Source organism: Pseudomonas palmensis, from assembly GCF_017848315.1.
Classification (GTDB): domain Bacteria; phylum Pseudomonadota; class Gammaproteobacteria; order Pseudomonadales; family Pseudomonadaceae; genus Aquipseudomonas; species Aquipseudomonas palmensis.
Genome location: NZ_JAFKEC010000026.1, coordinates 49782 through 68599, shown reverse-complemented (window position 1 = coordinate 68599; position 18818 = coordinate 49782). Strand labels below are relative to the sequence as shown.

Sequence of the window (18818 nt, the reverse complement as noted above, 5' to 3'; positions counted from 1 at the left end):
AGAGTCTGTCAAGCGTTTATTTTGAAGTTTTCGTTTCACTTCAAAGACTTGACTCGCTTCGATCTCTCGTAGCGGGAGGCGAATTCTACAGCGTTACAACCTGCTGTCAACCACCTTTTTCACCGCTGCCGATCTTTCGATCGAAGCACCTCCAGCCTGACCTGAAACGTCCAACTCATTGATATTCAAGGAGTTTTTCGTTCCTGCTACGCTGGAAGTGGGGCGAAGTATAAAGACTTCTGGAAACCCGTCAAGCGCTATTCGCAATAAATCTGTCACATCGGTCAAAAACGCTGAAAAACAAAAGAGGGAGGCCTTGCGGCCTCCCTCCTTTCAGCCCGACCTCAAAGGCTTGGGAATGCGAACTGCGATGCTTCATGGCTGGCGCGCTGCGGCCAACGCTGGGTGATCGCCTTGCGCCGGGTATAGAAGCGCACGCCATCCGGGCCGTAGGCATGCAGGTCGCCAAACAGCGAGCGCTTCCAGCCACCGAAGCTGTGATAGGCCACCGGCACCGGCAACGGAACGTTGACCCCCACCATGCCCACTTCGATCTCGTCGCAGAACAGACGCGCCGCTTCCCCATCACGGGTGAAGATGCAGGTGCCGTTGCCGTATTCATGATCGTTGATCAACTGCATGGCCTGCTCGAGGCTGTTCACCCGTACCACACACAGCACCGGGCCGAAGATCTCTTCCTTATAGATACGCATCTCGGGGCTGACCCGATCGAACAGCGTACCGCCCACGAAGTAACCTTGCTCATGCCCCGCAACACTGTAGCCGCGGCCGTCCACCACCAATTCGGCACCGGCAGCCAAGCCGTCATCGATATAGCCAACCACCTTGTCGCGCGCAGCCGCAGTCACCAGCGGCCCCATGTCCAGGCCGCAACTGGTACCGGCACCGATCTTCAGCGCCTTGATCTGCGGCACCAGCTTGGCCACCAGTGCATCGGCCACCTGGTCACCCACGCACACCGCTACCGAGATTGCCATGCAGCGTTCACCGCACGAACCATACGCCGCACCCATCAGTGCGCTGACCGCGTTGTCCAGGTCGGCATCGGGCATCAGCACCGCGTGGTTCTTCGCACCACCCAGCGCCTGCACACGCTTGCCACGACGAGTGCCCTCGGCATAGATGTACTCGGCAATCGGCGTGGAGCCCACAAAGCTCAGCGCCTTGACCTCTGGGGCTTCGATCAGCGCGTCCACCGCCACCTTGTCGCCATGCACCACGTTCAGCACGCCCTTGGGCAAGCCGGCTTCCAGCAACAGCTGGGCAATGAACAGCGACGAGCTCGGATCGCGCTCGGACGGTTTGAGAATGAAGCAGTTGCCACAGGCAATCGCCAGCGGGTACATCCACAGCGGCACCATGGCCGGGAAGTTGAACGGGGTGATCCCCGCAACGATGCCCAGCGGCTGGAAGTCGGACCATGCATCGATGTTCGGGCCCACGTTGCGGCTGTATTCGCCTTTGAGCACTTCGGGGGCAGCGCAGGCGAACTCGACGTTCTCGATACCGCGCTTGAGTTCACCCGCCGCATCCTCGAGGGTCTTGCCATGCTCTTCGCTGATCATCTGCGCAATGCGCGACTCGTTCTGCTCAAGCAGTTGCTTGAAGCGAAACATCACCTGGGCCCGCTTGGCCGGCGGGGTATTGCGCCAGGCCGGGAATGCCGACTTGGCCGAATCGATGGCCTGCTGCACGGTTTCCCGGCTGGCCAGCGCCACCTTGCGTACCGCCTGGCCGGTGGACGGGTTGAACACATCGGCGGTGCGCTCACCGCTTGAAACCATTTCACCGTGGATCAGATGCTGAACAATGCTCATGCAGAACTCCAGAAAGGGGGTTCAGGCGCGGCACCGCGCGCCTGCTTATATAAAGAGAGGGATCAGCCGACCTGGTTGATCGCTTCGCCCACCGCATCGAACAGGCGATCCAGTTCTTGCGGGGTGGTGTTGAAAGTCGGGCCGAACTGCAGGGTGTCGCCGCCGTAGCGAACATAGAAGCCGGCGTTCCACAGCTTCATGGCGATCTCGAACGGACGCACGATGGCATCCCCGTCCCGCGCGGCAATCTGGATGGCACCGGCCAGGCCGTAGTTGCGAATGTCGACGATGTTCTTCGCGCCCTTGACTCCGTGCAGCACACGTTCGAAATGCGGTGCCAGGTCGGCAGCCGACTGCACCAGGTTCTCCTTCTCCAGCAGGTCGAGTGCAGCCAGGCCGGCAGCGCAGGCAACCGGGTGCGCGGAGTAGGTGTAGCCGTGCGGGAATTCGACCGCGTATTCCGGGGTCGGCTGGTTCATGAAGGTCTGGTAGATCTCGCTGCTGGCGATCACCGCGCCCATCGGGATGGCGCCGTTGGTAACCTGCTTGGCGATACACATCAGGTCGGGCGTCACACCAAAGGCGTCGGCACCGAACATGGCACCCATACGGCCAAAACCGGTGATCACTTCGTCGAAGATCAGCAGAATGTTGTGCTGGTCGCAGATCTCGCGCAGGCGCTTGAGGTAGCCCTTGGGCGGTGGCAGTACACCGGCGGAGCCGGCCAACGGCTCGACGATCAGTGCCGCGATGTTCGACGCATCGTGCAGCTCGATCAGCTTGAGCATCTCGTCGGCCAGGGCGATACCGCCCTCCTCCGGCATCCCCTTGCTGAATGCGTTGCCCGGCAGCAGGGTGTGCGGGATATGGTCCACATCCAGCAACTGGCCGAACATCTTGCGGTTGCCGTTGACGCCGCCCAGGCTGGTGCCGGCGATGTTCACGCCGTGGTAGCCACGGGCACGGCCGATCAGCTTGGTCTTGGTCGCCTGGCCTTTGAGGCGCCAGTAGGCACGCACCATCTTCAGCGCGGTATCGGCGCATTCGGAACCGGAGTTGGTATAGAAGACGTGGTTCAGGTTGCCCGGGGTCAGGTCGGTGATCTTCTCGGCCAGCTGGAACGACAGCGGGTGGCCGAACTGGAAGGCCGGCGAATAATCCAGCACACCCAGCTGACGCGACACCGCTTCCTGAATCTGCTTGCGGGTATGCCCGGCGCCGCAGGTCCACAGCCCCGACAGCGCATCATAGATCTTGCGCCCCTTGTCATCCGTCAGGTAGCTGCCTTCGGCGGCGACGATCAGGCGCGGGTCGCGCTGAAAGTTGCGGTTGGCGGTATAGGGCATCCAGTGCGCATCCAGCTTGAGCTGGCTGGCAAGGCCGAGGGGAGCGTTTTCAGGCAGATTCATGGGACAAACCTCGCAAGGCAATGAGCAACATGAGGGAGGCAAACGTTGTTGCAGCTAAGTTGTCACGGGGATAAAGTCTGAAAAAGCCTACTTTTCTAATCTTCAGTTAGCTGGACACTAAACTATGAGCCGTCGCCCGGAGCCGCTTGCGCAGGTCAGTGATTTCGACATCCGTCTGTTGAAAATCTACCGCAGCGTGGTGGAATGCGGCGGCTTCTCCGCAGCCGAGAACGTGCTGGGCATCGGCCGCTCGGCCATCAGCCAGCAGATGAGCGACCTGGAGCAACGCCTGGGCCTGCGCCTGTGTCAGCGCGGCCGTGCCGGGTTCTCGCTGACCGAAGAGGGCCGCGAGGTGTACCAGAGCGCACTGCAACTGCTCGGCGCGCTGGAAAGCTTTCGCACCGAGGTCAACGGCCTGCACCAGCACTTGCGCGGCGAGCTGAACATCGGCCTCACCGACAACCTGGTGACGCTGCCGCACATGCGCATCACCCATGCCCTGGCGCAGCTCAAGGACCGGGGGCCGGAGGTACGCATCCAGATCCGCATGATCGCTCCCAGCCAGGTCGAACAGGGCGTGCTCGACGGCAGCCTGCACGTCGGCGTGGTCCCCCAGACCAGCCCGCTGTCGGGGCTCGAGTACCAGCCACTGTACAGTGAGCGCTCACTGCTCTATTGCGCGGTCGGGCACCCGCTGTTCTATGCCGATGACCGCCAACTGGACGACGACCGCCTCAACAGCCAGGACGCGATCGCCCCCACCTTCCGCCTGCCGGCCGAGATCCAGGCCCAGTATCAGGACCTGCACTGCACCGCCAGCGCCTCGGACCGCGAAGGCATGGCGTTCCTGATTCTTACCGGGCGCTACATCGGCTACCTGCCCGACCACTACGCCAACGCCTGGGTACAGCAGGGGCGCCTGCGCGCCCTCAAACCCGACGAACGCTTCTATGACCTGAGCCTGTGCTGGGTCACCCGCAAGGGACGGCGCCCGCACCTGGTGCTCGAGAGCTTTCTGGACAGCCTGGCGGCCACCCGCTGATGCGGTTTATCGGCTTTTTCGCCGATGAGCGCTTGCCCGACTGCCATGGCTGGGTTATCAGTGCATGTGCCACACTACCCCGCTCTGTCCGGAATCGCCCATGACCTTCGAAGTCCCCGCACACCGCCTCCAGGCTGCCAGGCCTGCCGGCCGTATCCGCCAGAAGAACGAGCAGGCCATCATCCAGGCTGCCGAAGACGAGTTCGCCCGTCACGGCTTCAAGGGCACCAGCATGAACACCATCGCGCTGAACGCCGGGCTGCCCAAGGCCAACCTGCACTATTACTTCACCAACAAGCTGGGCCTGTACGTGGCGGTGCTGAGCAACATCATCGAGTTGTGGGACAGCACCTTCAACACCCTGAGTGCCGACGACGACCCGGCCGAGGCGCTGAGCCGCTACATTCGCGCCAAGATGGAGTTCTCGCGGCGCAACCCGCAGGCCTCGCGGATCTTCGCCATGGAGATCATCAGCGGCGGCCAGTGCCTGACCGACTACTTCAGCCAGGACTACCGCGACTGGTTCAAGGGCCGGGCCGCCGTGTTCGAAAGCTGGATGAATGCCGGCAAGATGGACCGCCTCGACCCGGTACACCTGATCTTCCTGCTCTGGGGCAGCACCCAGCACTATGCCGACTTCTCCACACAGATCTGCCAGGTAACCGGCCGCAGCCGCCTGACCAAGCAGGACATGGAAGACGCCAGCAACAACCTTATCCACATCATCCTCAAAGGCTGTGGCCTGACCCCACCGAACTGAACCCTGCTTATGCCTTTTACCCTGTTGGACACTTGCGAGTTTCGCGAAGAGATCCGCAAGAGCCGCTTCATCACCCTGGCCGGCCCCATCAGCAGCCCGGCCGAGGCCCAGGCCTTCATCGAACGGCACAGCGACCTGGCCGCCACCCACAACTGCTGGGCCTGGAAACTGGGGGCGCAATACCGCAGCAGCGACGACGGCGAACCCGGCGGTACGGCCGGGCGCCCGATCCTGGCAGCCATCGAGGCGCAGGACTGCGACCAGGTAGTGGTGCTGGTGATTCGCTGGTACGGCGGCATTCAGCTGGGCACCGGTGGCCTGGCCCGGGCCTATGGCGGTGGCGCCAACAAGTGCCTGCAACAGGCCGAAAAGCGCCTGCTGGTAAGCCGTGTCGAGCTGCACTGCAGTTGCGCATTCAGCGAACTGGCCCTGCTCAAGCTACGCGTCGCCGAAGCCGACGGCCTGGTAATGGACGAGCAGTTCACCGCCAACGGTGTCGACCTGTTGCTGGCGCTTGGCGAGGAGCAGATCGAACCGGTGCAACGACAACTGGCCGACCTGAGCCGCGGGCGCATTCTGCTCGAACGGCGCTGACACTTGCCCACATCCACTGTGGGCCCGGCTGTGGATAACCTCTTAGCACTCGGCTGCAGCCCTTCTGGATCAAGGCTCACAGAGAAACGATCATATTTTGATCAAGATTTGATGACAGGCCATCAAGCGGCGTCGAATCAGTGACTTATCCCCAGCCAGGTGTCCTTTAGGGCCGGCTCCATGGCCACAAAACCGTGCCTGGCGCTTGCACACAAATACTGTGGAGCAAGCTGTGGATAAACCGTGAGCGCCTGCGCCAAAGGCCTGCCGGCCAATGCTCGGCGCCGATTGATCATTTTATGAGCAGCCTCCAGGCCGTGCTACGCTGCGTATCCTCTGCCCACCTGTACGGAGTTATCCCATGACCGCCCCCAAAACCGCACTGATTATTGGCGCATCCCGTGGCCTGGGTCTTGGCCTTGTGCAGCGCCTGCGCGAGCAGGGCTGGAACGTGACCGCCACCGTTCGGGACCCTGCCAGGGCCCCTGCGCTGGCCGCGGTGCCCGGCGTACAGGTCGAGACCCTGGAAATGAACAGCACCGATCAGCTCGATGCACTGCAGGCGCGCCTCAAGGGTCAGACCTTCGACCTGCTGTTCGTCAATGCGGGGGTCAAGGGCCCTGATGACCAGAACCCGGAGCGGGTACAACTGGCGGATATCGGCGAACTGTTCATGACCAACAGCGTCGCGCCGATTCGCGTGGCGCAGCGCTTGAGCCCGCAGCTAAACGACAAGGGTGGGGTGATCGCCTTCATGAGCTCGGTGCTGGGCAGCGTGAGCATCCCCGACGCGCCCGACCTGGCCCTGTACAAGGCCAGCAAGGCGGCGCTCAATTCCATGATCAACAGCTTCGTCGTGCAGCTGGGCGACACCGGCCTGACCGTGCTGGCCATGCACCCGGGCTGGGTCCAGACCGACATGGGCGGCGAAGGCGCTGAAATCGACGTGCCTACCAGCACGGGCGGGATGGTTGAACAGGTCACCCTCAACAGCGGCAAGGGTGGCCTGCATTTCATCAACTACAAGGGCGAAAAACTGATCTGGTGATCTGACGCGCGGTGGGTGTAGACTCGGCCCTTCGCCCACCGCGGCGGACCTGGATCAGCAGACAGGGCAACACTGAGCTGGCTAACCTGAACCCACTTTCAGAGGAGCCGGCACCATGCCTGCGACCCGTATCTGGTTGAAAAACCCGCTTGCCATCTTTACCGCCAACACCCTCGACGCCCGTGGCGGCCTGGTGCTCGAAGGCGGCATCATCCGCGAAGTCCTCGGCCTCGGCCAAACCCCCGCCACACCTTGCCAGCAGACCTTCGATGTCCGTGAGCACGTGGTACTGCCAGGCCTGATCAACACCCACCACCACTTCTACCAGACCCTTACCCGTGCCTGGGCTCCGGTGGTCAACCAGCCGCTGTTCCCCTGGCTCAAGACGCTGTACCCGGTGTGGGCCCGGCTCACCCCGGCCAAGCTGGAGCTGGCGACCCAGGTAGCCCTGGCCGAACTGCTGCTGTCGGGCTGCACCACCGCTGCCGACCACCACTACCTGTTCCCCGACGGCCTGGAAAACGCCATCGACGTGCAAGTGGAGAGTGTGCGCAAACTCGGCATGCGCGCCATGCTCACCCGCGGTTCCATGAGCCTGGGCGAAGCCGATGGTGGCCTGCCACCGCAACAGACGGTGCAGCAGGGCGAGGTGATCCTGGCCGACAGCCAACGACTTATCCACAGCTACCACGAGCGTGACGCGGGCGCGCAGATCCAGATCGCCCTGGCCCCCTGCTCACCGTTCTCGGTCACGCCCGAAATCATGCGCGCCAGCGCGACCCTGGCCCAAGAGCTGGACGTGCGCCTGCACACGCACCTGGCCGAAACCCTCGACGAGGAAGACTTCTGCCTGCAGCGCTTTGGCCTGCGTACGGTCGACTATCTGGACAGTGTCGGCTGGCTCGGCCCGCGCACCTGGCTGGCCCACGGCATCCACTTCAACCCCGACGAGATTGCCCGCCTGGGCGCTGCCGGCACCGGCATCTGCCATTGCCCCAGCTCCAACATGCGCCTGGCATCGGGCATCTGCCCCACCGTGGATCTGACCGACGCGGGTGCGCCAGTGGGCCTGGGTGTGGATGGCTCGGCCTCCAACGATGCGTCCAACATGATCCTCGAAACCCGCCAGGCCCTGTACCTGCAGCGCCTGCGCTACGGTGCCGAGGCCATCACCCCCGAGCGCGTGCTGGGCTGGGCCACACGAGGTTCGGCGCAACTGCTGGGGCGCCACGACATCGGCGAGCTGGCCGTGGGCAAGCAGGCCGACCTGGCCCTGTTCAAGCTGGATGAACTGCGTTTTTCCGGCAGCCATGATCCGCTCTCGGCCCTGCTGCTGTGCGGTGCCGACCGGGCCGACCGGGTGATGGTCGGCGGCCGGTGGCGAGTGATCGATGGCCAGATCGAAGGGCTGGACGTGAAGGGCCTGATCGCCGATCACCGCCAGGCCGCCGCGCAACTTATCGCCGGCTAGGCAGCTACAGGCCCAGCAGCGCCAGCATGATGAACGTGGCGAACAGCACGAAGTGGGTCATGCCCTCGATCGCGTTGGTTTCGCCATCGTTCAGGTTGATGGCGCTGACGATCAGCGTGATGAAGATCATCACCGTCTGCACCGGGGTCATGGCCATCTGGAACGGCTGACCGGTGTACAGGGCCATGGCCTCCATCAGCGGCACGGTGAGGATCACCGTCGACAGCGAGGCCCCCAGGGCGATGTTGACCACCGATTGCATGCGGTTGGCCAGCGCCGCGCGCAATGCGGTGAGAATCTCGGGCGCGGCAGAGATGGCCGCTACCACGATTGCCGTCAGTACCGGCGGTGCTCCGCTGCCCTCCAGGCCATAGTCCAGGGTCTTGGACATGACTTCGGCCAGCAGGCCGATCACCACCACCCCCGAAATCAGAATCGCGATCGATCGCGCCTTGTGGCCGCCCGGCGTCCCTGCCACCGGGTCGCGGCGTTTCTTCTGCGGGTAGCTGTAGCTGAAAAAGTAGCTGTGCGGCCCCACCTGCATGCGCAGAAACAGCGTATACAGCACCACCATCGCGCCGATGGTGAAGGCCGAATACAGATGCCACTGGGCTTCGGGGATGAACTCGGGCACCACCATCGATACGCCCATCGCGGTCATGATCATCACGCTGTAGGTGCGTGCCGAATCGTCGTTGTAGCTCTGCTCGCCGTGCTTGAGCCCGCCCATCAACGCGGCCAGGCCCAGGATCCCGTTGATATCGAGCATCACCGCCGAGTAGATGGTATCGCGCACCAGCGTCGGCGAAGCCTCATTGCTCATCATGATGGCCAGGATCACCACCTCCACCAAGACCGCCGACAGGGTCAGGATCATGGTGCCGTAGGGGTCGCCGACCTTTTCCGCCAGCAGCTCGGCATGCTGTGCAACCCGCATCGAGGCGCACACGATCGCCCCCACCAGCGCGAACCCGGCCAACAACGCCACGCCATGGCCGTGCCCCAGCAACAACGGCTCCAATGGCCAGGCCAGCAGGGCGGTCACCACGGCCAGCAGCAAGAGCTTTTCCTGGGTCAGTAGCTTGAGCATCGGCGGCCTTGAACAGAAGGGGTGTGGCTAGAGACTGTAGCTGCTGTGGAAGGTTTCCTGCTGCCGGACCATCCGGCCAGGTTTCGCGCCGCCCCTCGTCAACCGCTGTAGAATGGCGCGCAACCGCACCTTGATGAGAACACGCTATGTACGACTGGCTTAACGCGCTGCCCAAGGCAGAATTGCACCTGCACCTGGAGGGATCGCTCGAGCCCGAACTGCTGTTCGCTCTGGCCGAACGCAATGGCATCGCCCTGCCCTGGAACGATGTGGAGGCCCTGCGCGCGGCCTATGCGTTCAACAACCTGCAGGAGTTCCTCGACCTGTACTACCAGGGCGCCGACGTGCTGCGCACCGAGCAGGACTTCTACGATCTGACCTGGGCCTACCTGCTGCGCTGCAAGGCACAGAACGTGATCCACACCGAACCGTTCTTCGACCCCCAGACCCATACCGACCGGGGCATCCCGTTCGAGGTGGTACTGGCCGGCATCAGCGCAGCCCTCAAGGATGGCCAGCGCAAGCTGGGCATCAGCAGTGGCCTGATCCTGAGCTTCCTGCGCCACCTGAGCGAAGACGAGGCCCACGCCACCCTCGATCAGGCCCTGCCCTTTCGCGATGCCTTCATCGCCGTGGGGCTGGACAGCTCGGAGCAAGGCCACCCGCCCAGCAAGTTCCAGCGCGTGTTCGACCGCGCCCGTAGCGAAGGCTTCCTGACGGTCGCGCACGCCGGCGAGGAAGGCCCGCCCGAGTACATCTGGGAAGCCCTGGACCTGCTCAAGATCCAGCGTATCGACCACGGCGTGCGCGCCATCGAGGACGAGCGCCTGATGCAGCGCATCATCGACGAACAGATCCCGCTGACCGTCTGCCCTCTGTCCAACACCAAGCTGTGCGTGTTCGACCACATGCGCGAACACAACATCCTCGAGATGCTCGAGCGTGGCGTGAAGGTCACGGTGAACTCGGACGACCCAGCCTATTTCGGTGGCTACGTGACCGAGAACTTCCATGCCCTGCATACCCACCTCGGCATGACCCAGGACCAGGCCAGGCGTCTGGCGCAGAACAGCCTGGATGCACGCCTGCTCAAGCCCTGACCTCTGCGCGGGCAGGTCGACCCATCATCGGTGGGTCGGCCTTGCCCGCCATCTGCGGCTACTCCCCCACCGCCAACGGCATGGGCGACTGTGCAATCAGCGGGATTTCACGCAACCCGGCGGGGGTGACGTGCAAGGCGCGCGAGTCACCGTTCATGCGCACCCAGCCCGACTGCACGAAAAGCCTGAGCAGGCTGCTGCCCAGGGCCCCGCCCAGGTGCGGGCGCTGCTCGCTCCACTCGCTGCAGCAACTGCACGCGCTGCAGGCTCTGCCCTCGCGCAGTGCCAATGCCTCGACGAAGATGCCAAAGTCGGCAAAGTGCAGGCGCCCCAGCGAGCTGACCTCCAACTGGCGGTCGCAGAGCTCCAGCCACTTGGCTTCCTGCAAGCGCTGGTAAAGGTCGGCCGCCAGCTCACCGCCCAGGTGGTCACGGCACAAGCGTGCGCGGCGCATCGCCAGCGGGATCCCCGGCGCCTCCCGGCTGACACGCACGCCCTGACGAAAATGCTCGCGCACCGGCACACTGGCCAGCGCCTCCACAGCGGCGCCCACCTCCGGGGCTGCCAGCCGAAAATACCGTTTGCGCCCGCGCGCCTCTATCTTCAGCAGCCCCCCTGCCAGCAGGCGCCCAAGGTGAGCGCAGGTGGAAGAAGGTGTCAGGCCGGTCATCCTGGCCAACTCGTCGGAGGGGCGGGCCAGACCGTCGATCAAGGCCCACAGCATGGCGCTGCGCTTGGGGTCAGCCAGCAGGCTGGCGATCACACTGATACTTGCTACAGGTTTCATATCTGCACTCCCTGCGGATTCCGAAGACGTAACTTGCCCGCCCCTGCAATGGAAACGTCTCTTGCTGGTAACGACTGCGGGGGCAAGTATATGCCGGCCTGTAAGCACTTAAACGGCCTCTATCTCCGGCAAAATTGCCCGTTTTGGGCAACCATGTGGCCTTCTGCAAAGGTCACTTTCGGGTGACGGGCCTTCCGCCCCTGGCACCACAGCCGCATGGGGGCGGCTTTCCCTGCAGAGCGAGGGTTGCGCTCAAGGGCCGATGAGCGCGCAACACCCTACATCCAAGGTAAACAAGTCATTCAACCTAAAATGAAATGTATGACCCTGATCCAGCGCCCGACAGCCGGCCCTGCCTAGCCGGTCATCGCCAGCAGCGGCTCCAGCAGGTGCCGGCATCTGGCCTTGAGTTCGTCGCGCAGCAACTGCACCGGCTTGCCGAGCTGCGCCCGGTGGGTGCACAGCAGATTCAGCGGCGCAGCTTCACCCCGCACCCCGGGCAGCAGCACTTCGAGGCGCCCGGCCTTCACATCGGCTGCCACATCCAGCCAGGACTTGTAGGCAATGCCCACACCTGCCACGGCCCAGCGCCGTACCACGTCGGCGTCGTCGCAAAAGCGGTCGCCACGCACCAGCACCGTCTGTGTCGCGGCCCCGTCACTGAAGCGCCACTGGTCATGCACACGACCACCCAACTGGTACAGCAGGCAGTTGTGCTCGGCCAGCTGTGCAACCGTCGCCGGTTGGCCATGGCGCGCCAGATAATCAGGTGCGGCGCACAGCACCCGGCGGTTGTCGGGGCACAGGGGCAACGCCACCAGGCTCGAGTCTTCGGGGGTGCCGTAGCGCAGCGCCACATCCACCGGCTGGCGAAACAGGTCGGCATTGCGATCGCCCAGCAGCAGGCGCACGTTCAGCAATGGGTGCGCCTGCTGCAACTGGTCCAACCAAGGCAACAGCACATTGCGTCCGAAATCCGACGGTGCCGACAACTGCAGCACGCCGCTCACCTCGGCCTGGCCCTGAGCCAACGCCCGCCGTCCCTCCTCGAGGCTGGCCAAGGCTACCCGGGCGTGGTTGAGGAACCCCTCGCCTTCAGCGGTCAGGCGCAGACTGCGCGTCGAACGGGCCAGCAGGCGCACCTTCAATTGCGCCTCAAGGCGCTTGAGCGCTGCGCTCGCCACTGCCGGCGAAAGGTCCAGCTGGCGCGCAGCGGCCGACAGGCTGCCCAGTTCCGCGGCGCGCACGAACAGTTGCAGATCATCGGTACGCAGCACTTGTCGGCCTCATTATCAAAAAAAAATTGAAAGTATCTGCCGTTTTATCGGGTTTTAACCCCAAGTGAAAGCACTGATGATGGCGGCACTCCCCCCCCCTCAAGGACCTCTTCATGAAAGCCATTGCCTACTATCAATCGTTGCCGATTGCCGACCCCGCCGCGCTGCAGGACATCGAGCTGCCCGCCCCGCAGCCTGGCCCGCGCGACCTGCTGGTGCAGGTGCACGCCATCTCGGTCAACCCGGTCGACACCAAGGTGCGCCAGAACGTGCAACCCGAGGCCGGCGTGGCCAAGGTGCTGGGGTGGGACGTTGCCGGTGTGGTCAAGGCGGTGGGCAGCGAGGTCAGCCTGTTCCAGCCTGGCGACAAGGTCTACTACGCAGGCTCCATCGCCCGCGCCGGGGGCAACAGCGAGCTGCACGTGGTCGACGAGCGCATCGTCGGGCACATGCCCCGAACCCTGGGTTTCGCCGAAGCCGCCGCATTGCCGCTGACCGCCATTACCGCCTGGGAGCTGCTGTTCGAACGCCTGCAGATCGCCGAAGGCAAGGCCGACCTGGGCCAGAGCCTGCTGATCGTCGGTGGCGCCGGCGGCGTCGGCTCGATCCTGACTCAACTGGCCAGCCAACTGACCGGGCTCAAGGTCATCGCCAGCGCTTCACGCCCCGAAACCCAGGCCTGGGTAAGGGAGCTGGGCGCCGATGTGGTAGTCGATCACCGTCAGCCCCTGGCCCAGGCCCTGAAGGCGCAGGGTATCGATAGCGTTACCCACGTTGCCAGCCTGACGCAGACCGACCAGCACCTGGACCAGCTGGTCGAGGCACTCGCCCCGCAGGGCAAGCTGGCGCTGATCGACGACCCCAAGCAGTTGGACGTGACCAAGCTCAAGCGCAAGAGCCTGTCGCTGCACTGGGAATTCATGTACACCCGCTCGCTGTTCGAAACCGCCGACATGCAGGCGCAGCACACGCTGCTCAACCGCGTGGCCGAGCTGATCGACGCAGGCACCCTCAAGACCACCCTGGGCGAGCATTTCGGCCCGATCAATGCAGCCAACCTGCGCCGGGCCCATGCGCTGCTCGAAAGCGGTGCAGCCAAGGGCAAGATCGTGCTGGAAGGGTTCTGAGCCCCTCCGGGCCCCGGCATGACCGTCAGTCAGTACACTGACGCCGGTCATGCCGGGGCCCGGTCGCGGCGCTACAATGCTGCTGCATTTACCCAACCACACAGGTAGGCAGCGATGAAGATTATCGTCAGTGCATCAGCCCGCAAACCCGGGTGCCCGTGGCAGGTTCAGCTCGACCAGCATGTGGTCAGCTTTCGCAGTGAGGCCGAGGCTCGCGCCTTTGTCGACACCCTGCAACAACGCTTGCGGGCCCCGCACCCGCTCAAGCAGGTCGGCTGAGCTGCAGGCGTCGGGTCAACATAGCCACGCCCACTGCCGCCGTACCGCACAGGCTGATGACCAGCGCCATCGGCAGCGCGCTGCCGTCATGCAGCACTCCCACCAGGGCAGCCGCACCCGCCGCCACGCTGAACTGCACGCACCCCAGCAACGCCGATGCACTGCCGGCGCGGGCACCCTGCCCGCTCATGGCGCAGGCCGAGGCGTTGGGGATGATGCAGCCAAGGCTGGCAATGCACACGAACAGCGGCACCAGCAACGGCCACAGCGCCTGCGTATGCAGCGCGCTGATTCCCAGCAGCACCAGCCCGGCCGCCAGGTATACCCACACCGTGCGGGCCAGCAAAAAGGCAGGCCCACGCTTGGCCAGCAATCGCGCATTCACCTGCGCCACCAGGATGAAGCCCGCCGCATTGCTGCCGAACAGCCAGCCGTAATGTTCGGCCGGTACCCCATAAAGCTTGATGAACACGAAGGGCGACCCGGCGATATAGGCGAACATGCCGGCAATCGCGATGCCGCCGGTCAGTGCATGCCCCATGAACACGCGGTCCTTGAGCAGGCGCCCGTATTGGCGCAACGCCCCCGACAGCGGCTGGCGTGGTTGGTTGGAAGGCAGGCTCTCCGGCAGGCCCAGGGCAACGGCCAGCGTACAGCCGGCGCTGAACAGGGTGAGCGCGAGGAAGATCGACTGCCAGCCATACAGGTTGACCAGCACCCCGCCCAGCATCGGGGCAAGGATCGGCGCCAGGCCCATCACCAGCATCAGTTGCGAGAACACCTTGGCCGAAGCCACTGCATCACACTTGTCGCTGACGATGGCCCGTGACAGCACCATCCCTGCGCAACCACCCAGGGCCTGTACAAAACGCGCGGCGATCAGGGCGTCCAGGCTCGGTGCAAAGGCACAGGCCAGCGACGCCAGGGTAAACAGGGTCACCCCGACCAGCAGCGGAATGCGTCGACCGAAGCGGTCGGCCACCGGGCCATAGGCCAGCTGCCCCAGCGACAGGCCCAGGAAATAGGCCGCCAGGGTGGTCTGGATGTGTTTTTCGTCGGTCGCAAAGGCCAGGGCCATTGCCGGGAAGCCGGGCAAGTAGAAATCGATCGCCAACGGCCCGAACGCACTGAGTGCGCCGAGGATCAGGATGGTGCGCAGGTTCATCGGGAATCCATAGCAGGCTAAGCAAGTGCCTTAGTCTAACCGGGCTGCCATGGATAAGCCGCGAATCTTTTGCCGAATTCGCTGGCACGTGCGCCCCTTGTTGGAGCCGGCCTTGCCGGGGATCGAGCGCGCAGCGCTCGCACACCGGAATGCACAGTGCAGCAGACACACCGCCCATGCAGGGTCGGTAGCCGCTTCGCGCCGGTTCGCCAGCAAGGCTGGCTCCTACAGGCGAAGCGGCTACCGGCTTGTTCAGGCCACAAGCTCGGCCTTGTAACCCTCATCGACAATCGCCTGCACGATCTGCGGCGCCTGCAGCGAACTGTCGACGCGCACCTGCTTGCTGGCCAGGTCCACCTCTACGATGGCCTGTGCATCCTGGCTCTGTACCGCACGGGTCACGGCCTTCACACAGTGGCCACAGGTCATGCCTTGAACAGTGAATACTTGCATGGGAACTACCTCCTTGGGATTTGAGCGCAGTCTCAAGCTTGCCATCGGGGCAAGGTCAAGTGCATGCCGAACTGGAAATCCGCGCCAAGCTCGGCCAAGCTGCGCCCTTGTCGAACGATCAGCAGGAGATTCATTCATGGGCAGGGCAGCATTGGGCCTTATCGGTTTGCTCGGGTTGTGCAGCATCGTGCCCCTGGCCAGCGCCGAAGGGCCGTCGGACTACAGCGTGTTGATCATTTCCCGCGAGCGTCTGGAGGTCGCCACGTCCTGCGAGATCGGCATCTACCTCAACGACCAGCTGTCGGCGCGACTGTTCCAGGAACACTCCACCTCGTTCAACCTGCCGGGCGGCCCGGTGAACGTGCGCCTGCGCCTGCTTCCCGGGCAGGCACCGGGTTGCAACAACGGCATCGAGAACCAGCGCAGCACGCGAATCAACGTACTGGCGGGCCAGGTCAACAAGTACCGCATCGTCATGGACAACAATGGCCTCAGCCTGAAGAAGGCCGCTCTGGGCTATTGACCTTGCCAATGGGGTAAGGTTGATGCTTGGCGCCTGTCCAAGGAGGAGAGCCCCATGTCCGCATCAACCACCTTCGATCTGCCGATTCAAGGCATGACCTGCGCCAGCTGCGCCGGTCGTGTCGAGCGCGCCCTGCGCAAAGTCGCCGGCGCCGAACACGTCAGCGTCAACCTCGCCACCGAACACGCCCGGGTGCAAGCCCCTGCCGGCGCCCTGCCGGCACTGGTCGACGCTGTCAGCCAGGCCGGTTACAGCGTGCCCGCCCAGAGCCTCGAACTGCAGATTGGCGGCATGACCTGCGCCAGCTGTGCCGGGCGCGTGGAGCGGGCCTTGAACAAGGCGCCCGGCGTACAGCGGGTCAGCGTCAACCTGGCCAACGAGCGCGCGCACATCGAGCTGCTGGGGCAGGTCGACAGCGCGCTACTGATCGACGCGGTGACCCAGGCAGGTTACACGGCCAGCCTGCCGCAAGCGGGCAAGGCCGACCAGGCCGACGCCGAGCGACGCCTGCGCAAGGAGCGCTGGTCGGTCGGCCTGGCCATACTGCTGGCCCTGCCGCTGGTGCTGCCGATGCTGCTGCAGCCCTTCGGCATCCACTGGATGCTGCCGGCCTGGGCACAGTTCGTACTGGCCACCCCCGTGCAGTTCATCCTGGGCGCACGCTTCTATGTCGCGGCCTGGAAGGCGGTACGCGCCGGGGCCGGCAACATGGACCTGCTGGTAGCCCTGGGCACCAGCGCCGGTTACGGCCTGAGCCTGTACGAATGGGCGCGGGCCACCGCAGGCAGCATGCCGCACCTGTATTTCGAAGCCTCGGCGGTGGTCATCGCCCTGGTGCTGCTGGGCAAGTACCTGGAAAGCCGCGCCAAGCGCCAGACCGCCAGTGCCATCCGCGCCCTCGAAGCCCTGCGCCCTGAGCGCGCCCTGCAGGTGATCGACGGCCAGGAGCGCGACGTACCCATCAGCGCCCTGCGCCTGCATGACCTGGTGCGCGTGCTGCCTGGCGAACGCTTCCCGGTGGACGGTGAGGTGATCGAGGGCCAGAGCCATGCCGACGAAGCCCTGATCAGCGGCGAAAGCCTGCCCGTGCCCAAGCAACCGGGCGACCGCGTGACCGGCGGCGCCATCAACGGCGAAGGCCGCCTGCTGGTAAGTGTGCTGGCTCTGGGTACTGAAACCGTGCTGGCGCGCATCATCCGCCTGGTCGAAGACGCCCAGGCCGCCAAGGCCCCCATCCAGAAACTGGTGGACCGGGTCAGCCAGGTGTTCGTGCCAGCCGTGCTGGTGCTGGCCCTGGCAACCCTGGTCGGCTGGTGGCTGGCCGGCGCGCCAATCGAAACCGCGCTGATCAATGCCGTGGCCGTGCTGGTCATCGCCTGCCCCTGTGCCCTGGGCCTGGCCACACCCACCGCGATCATGGCCGGTACCGGCGTGGCCGCGCGCCACGGCATCCTGATCAAGGACGCCGAAGCGCTGGAGCGTGCCCATGCAGTCAACCGCGTGGTGTTCGACAAGACCGGCACCCTCACTTCCGGCAGCCCGCGCATCGTTCACAGCAAGGCCCAGGGCATCGAGGCAGGCGAACTGCTGCAACTGGCCGGCGCCCTGCAACGCGGCAGCGAACACCCGCTGGCCAAGGCGGTACTGGATGCCTGCCAGGAGCAGGGCCTGACCGTACCCGACATCGACGACAGCCAATCGCTGACCGGCCGCGGCATCGCCGGCCACCTCAATGGCCGCGACCTGGCCCTGGGCAACCGTCGCCTGCTGGAAGAAAGCGGCCTGCAACCGGGTGAACTCGCCACCAGCGCCCAGGCCTGGGAGGCCGAGGGGCGCACCTTGTCGTGGCTGATCGAGCGCGGTGCGCAACCACGGGTGCTGGGCCTGTTCGCCTTCGGCGACAGCCTCAAACCTGGCGCAGACGCCGCCGTACGCCAGCTGAGCCAACAGGGCATCAGCAGCCACCTGCTGACCGGCGACAACCGCGGTAGCGCCAAGGTGGTGGCCCAGGCCCTTGGCATCAATGACGTATACGCCGAGGTGCTGCCGGCCGACAAGGCCGCCACTGTTCTCGAACTGAAGAAATCGGGTGTGGTAGCGATGGTCGGTGACGGCATCAACGACGCACCGGCCCTGGCCGCCGCCGACATCGGCATCGCCATGGGTGGCGGCACCGATGTGGCCATGCAGGCCGCCGGCATCACCCTGATGCGCGGCGACCCGCGCCTAGTACCAGCCGCCCTGGAGATCAGCCGCAAGACCTACGCCAAGATCCGCCAGAACCTGTTCTGGGCCTTCATCTATAACCTGATCGGTATTCCGCTGGCGGCCTTCGGCCTGCTCAACCCGGTGCTGGCCGGTGCGGCCATGGCCCTGTCGAGCGTCAGCGTGGTCAGCAACGCCTTGCTGCTCAAAACCTGGAAACCGCAAACGCCGCCACAGGACGATGCCCCATGAACATCGGACAAGCCGCCAAACGTACCGGCCTGAGCGCCAAGATGATCCGCTACTACGAGTCCATCGGCCTGCTCAAGCCGGCCTCGCGCAGCGACAGTGGCTACCGCCTCTACCAGCAGGACGACCTGCACGCGCTGGCATTCATCAAGCGCTCGCGAGACCTGGGGTTTTCATTGGAGGAAGTGGCCAAACTGCTGACCTTGTGGCAGGACCGCCAGCGCGCCAGTGCCGATGTGAAGGCCCTGGCCAACGAGCATATCGCTGACCTGAACCGGCGCATCGACGAGCTGGTGAGCCTGCGCGATACGCTGAGCGAGCTGGTCGCCCACTGCCAGGGGGACGATCGCCCCGACTGCCCGATCCTCAAGGACCTGGCAGCCGGCAGCTGCTGTCACTAG

The 18818-nt window shown here is 64.5% G+C and carries 18 protein-coding genes; 11 read left to right on the top strand and 7 right to left on the bottom strand.

Going from position 1 to position 18818, the window contains the following annotated elements:
* Positions 1 to 344 precede the first annotated feature (344 nt).
* Entirely contained in the window at positions 345 to 1838 is a 1494-nt protein-coding gene (locus JZZ72_RS15405) for a CoA-acylating methylmalonate-semialdehyde dehydrogenase (RefSeq protein ID WP_043860970.1), read from the bottom strand.
* Between the two features lie 62 nt (positions 1839 to 1900).
* Positions 1901 to 3247, bottom strand: coding sequence for an aspartate aminotransferase family protein (locus JZZ72_RS15400; protein ID WP_043860969.1), 1347 nt, complete (start codon positions 3245 to 3247; stop codon positions 1901 to 1903).
* A gap of 124 nt (positions 3248 to 3371) precedes the next feature.
* Between JZZ72_RS15400 and JZZ72_RS15395 the strand changes: the two genes are divergently transcribed.
* The 5 genes from JZZ72_RS15395 (at position 3372) to JZZ72_RS15375 (ending at position 8162) form a co-directional block, all read left to right on the top strand.
* Complete coding sequence (locus JZZ72_RS15395) at positions 3372 to 4289, top strand: LysR family transcriptional regulator (protein WP_043860968.1); 918 nt, start codon at positions 3372 to 3374, stop codon at positions 4287 to 4289.
* 100 nt (positions 4290 to 4389) lie between these two features.
* The gene (locus tag JZZ72_RS15390; protein WP_043860967.1) at positions 4390 to 5049 is read left to right on the top strand and encodes a TetR/AcrR family transcriptional regulator; all 660 of its coding nucleotides are present in this window, start codon (positions 4390 to 4392) and stop codon (positions 5047 to 5049) included.
* 9 nt (positions 5050 to 5058) lie between these two features.
* Complete coding sequence (locus tag JZZ72_RS15385; protein ID WP_043860966.1) at positions 5059 to 5643, top strand: IMPACT family protein; 585 nt, start codon at positions 5059 to 5061, stop codon at positions 5641 to 5643.
* A 361-nt stretch (positions 5644 to 6004) separates the two neighbouring features.
* On the top strand, positions 6005 to 6691 hold the full coding sequence (locus JZZ72_RS15380) for an SDR family oxidoreductase (RefSeq protein WP_043860965.1): 687 nt from the start codon (positions 6005 to 6007) through the stop codon (positions 6689 to 6691).
* A gap of 115 nt (positions 6692 to 6806) precedes the next feature.
* Positions 6807 to 8162, top strand: a complete 1356-nt coding sequence (locus JZZ72_RS15375) for an 8-oxoguanine deaminase (RefSeq protein ID WP_210014672.1) — start codon at positions 6807 to 6809, stop codon at positions 8160 to 8162.
* Positions 8163 to 8166: 4 nt separating this feature from the next.
* Here the strand turns inward: JZZ72_RS15375 and JZZ72_RS15370 are convergent, their stop codons facing one another.
* A complete protein-coding gene (locus tag JZZ72_RS15370) occupies positions 8167 to 9252 on the bottom strand; it encodes a calcium:proton antiporter (protein WP_043860963.1) in 1086 nt (361 codons plus the stop codon).
* 146 nt (positions 9253 to 9398) lie between these two features.
* On the opposite strand from JZZ72_RS15370, the gene JZZ72_RS15365 reads away from it, so the two are divergent.
* Entirely contained in the window at positions 9399 to 10352 is a 954-nt protein-coding gene (locus JZZ72_RS15365) for an adenosine deaminase (protein ID WP_054916632.1), read from the top strand.
* A gap of 58 nt (positions 10353 to 10410) precedes the next feature.
* Here JZZ72_RS15365 and JZZ72_RS15360 read toward each other — a convergent pair whose 3' ends face one another.
* Positions 10411 to 11139: an ArsR/SmtB family transcription factor gene (locus JZZ72_RS15360; protein WP_043860961.1), complete on the bottom strand. Its 729-nt coding sequence runs from the start codon at positions 11137 to 11139 to the stop codon at positions 10411 to 10413.
* Positions 11140 to 11495: 356 nt separating this feature from the next.
* Positions 11496 to 12416, bottom strand: a complete 921-nt coding sequence (locus JZZ72_RS15355) for a LysR family transcriptional regulator (RefSeq protein WP_043860960.1) — start codon at positions 12414 to 12416, stop codon at positions 11496 to 11498.
* A 113-nt stretch (positions 12417 to 12529) separates the two neighbouring features.
* On the opposite strand from JZZ72_RS15355, the gene JZZ72_RS15350 reads away from it, so the two are divergent.
* Together JZZ72_RS15350 and JZZ72_RS15345 are read left to right on the top strand one after the other, a co-directional pair.
* The gene (locus JZZ72_RS15350) at positions 12530 to 13543 is read left to right on the top strand and encodes a zinc-binding alcohol dehydrogenase family protein (RefSeq protein WP_043860959.1); all 1014 of its coding nucleotides are present in this window, start codon (positions 12530 to 12532) and stop codon (positions 13541 to 13543) included.
* A 114-nt stretch (positions 13544 to 13657) separates the two neighbouring features.
* The gene (locus JZZ72_RS15345; RefSeq protein WP_116052671.1) at positions 13658 to 13822 is read left to right on the top strand and encodes a sensor domain-containing protein; all 165 of its coding nucleotides are present in this window, start codon (positions 13658 to 13660) and stop codon (positions 13820 to 13822) included.
* Here JZZ72_RS15345 and JZZ72_RS15340 read toward each other — a convergent pair.
* Positions 13806 to 14987 (bottom strand): multidrug effflux MFS transporter, encoded by a 1182-nt coding sequence (locus JZZ72_RS15340; RefSeq protein ID WP_104572950.1) that lies wholly within the window; start codon positions 14985 to 14987, stop codon positions 13806 to 13808. The two genes, JZZ72_RS15345 and JZZ72_RS15340, sit on opposite strands and share 17 nt — an antisense overlap.
* A 252-nt stretch (positions 14988 to 15239) precedes the next feature.
* Positions 15240 to 15440, bottom strand: a complete 201-nt coding sequence (locus JZZ72_RS15335; protein ID WP_043860957.1) for a heavy-metal-associated domain-containing protein — start codon at positions 15438 to 15440, stop codon at positions 15240 to 15242.
* A 136-nt stretch (positions 15441 to 15576) separates the two neighbouring features.
* Between JZZ72_RS15335 and JZZ72_RS15330 the strand changes: the two genes are divergently transcribed.
* The 3 genes from JZZ72_RS15330 to cueR are packed head-to-tail and all read left to right on the top strand — an operon-like array spanning position 15577 to position 18818.
* The gene (locus JZZ72_RS15330; RefSeq protein ID WP_054916634.1) at positions 15577 to 15963 is read left to right on the top strand and encodes a hypothetical protein; all 387 of its coding nucleotides are present in this window, start codon (positions 15577 to 15579) and stop codon (positions 15961 to 15963) included.
* A gap of 54 nt (positions 15964 to 16017) precedes the next feature.
* Positions 16018 to 18420 (top strand): heavy metal translocating P-type ATPase, encoded by a 2403-nt coding sequence (locus tag JZZ72_RS15325; RefSeq protein ID WP_210014671.1) that lies wholly within the window; start codon positions 16018 to 16020, stop codon positions 18418 to 18420.
* Positions 18417 to 18818 carry a Cu(I)-responsive transcriptional regulator gene (gene cueR, locus JZZ72_RS15320; RefSeq protein ID WP_043860954.1) on the top strand — a complete coding sequence of 134 codons (402 nt, stop codon included), beginning with the start codon at positions 18417 to 18419 and terminating at the stop codon, positions 18816 to 18818. The genes JZZ72_RS15325 and cueR overlap by 4 nt, the downstream gene beginning before the upstream one ends.

Coding starts and splice junctions, on each gene's coding strand:
- JZZ72_RS15325 (WP_210014671.1), top strand. CDS start 16,018: ATGTCCGCATCAACCACCTTCGATCTGCCGATTCAAGGCATGACCTGC.
- cueR (WP_043860954.1), top strand. CDS start 18,417: ATGAACATCGGACAAGCCGCCAAACGTACCGGCCTGAGCGCCAAGATG.
- JZZ72_RS15385 (WP_043860966.1), top strand. CDS start 5,059: ATGCCTTTTACCCTGTTGGACACTTGCGAGTTTCGCGAAGAGATCCGC.
- JZZ72_RS15335 (WP_043860957.1), bottom strand. CDS start 15,440: ATGCAAGTATTCACTGTTCAAGGCATGACCTGTGGCCACTGTGTGAAG.
- JZZ72_RS15330 (WP_054916634.1), top strand. CDS start 15,577: ATGGGCAGGGCAGCATTGGGCCTTATCGGTTTGCTCGGGTTGTGCAGC.
- JZZ72_RS15405 (WP_043860970.1), bottom strand. CDS start 1,838: ATGAGCATTGTTCAGCATCTGATCCACGGTGAAATGGTTTCAAGCGGT.
- JZZ72_RS15375 (WP_210014672.1), top strand. CDS start 6,807: ATGCCTGCGACCCGTATCTGGTTGAAAAACCCGCTTGCCATCTTTACC.
- JZZ72_RS15400 (WP_043860969.1), bottom strand. CDS start 3,247: ATGAATCTGCCTGAAAACGCTCCCCTCGGCCTTGCCAGCCAGCTCAAG.
- JZZ72_RS15370 (WP_043860963.1), bottom strand. CDS start 9,252: ATGCTCAAGCTACTGACCCAGGAAAAGCTCTTGCTGCTGGCCGTGGTG.
- JZZ72_RS15345 (WP_116052671.1), top strand. CDS start 13,658: ATGAAGATTATCGTCAGTGCATCAGCCCGCAAACCCGGGTGCCCGTGG.
- JZZ72_RS15390 (WP_043860967.1), top strand. CDS start 4,390: ATGACCTTCGAAGTCCCCGCACACCGCCTCCAGGCTGCCAGGCCTGCC.
- JZZ72_RS15365 (WP_054916632.1), top strand. CDS start 9,399: ATGTACGACTGGCTTAACGCGCTGCCCAAGGCAGAATTGCACCTGCAC.
- JZZ72_RS15350 (WP_043860959.1), top strand. CDS start 12,530: ATGAAAGCCATTGCCTACTATCAATCGTTGCCGATTGCCGACCCCGCC.
- JZZ72_RS15380 (WP_043860965.1), top strand. CDS start 6,005: ATGACCGCCCCCAAAACCGCACTGATTATTGGCGCATCCCGTGGCCTG.
- JZZ72_RS15395 (WP_043860968.1), top strand. CDS start 3,372: ATGAGCCGTCGCCCGGAGCCGCTTGCGCAGGTCAGTGATTTCGACATC.
- JZZ72_RS15340 (WP_104572950.1), bottom strand. CDS start 14,987: ATGAACCTGCGCACCATCCTGATCCTCGGCGCACTCAGTGCGTTCGGG.
- JZZ72_RS15360 (WP_043860961.1), bottom strand. CDS start 11,139: ATGAAACCTGTAGCAAGTATCAGTGTGATCGCCAGCCTGCTGGCTGAC.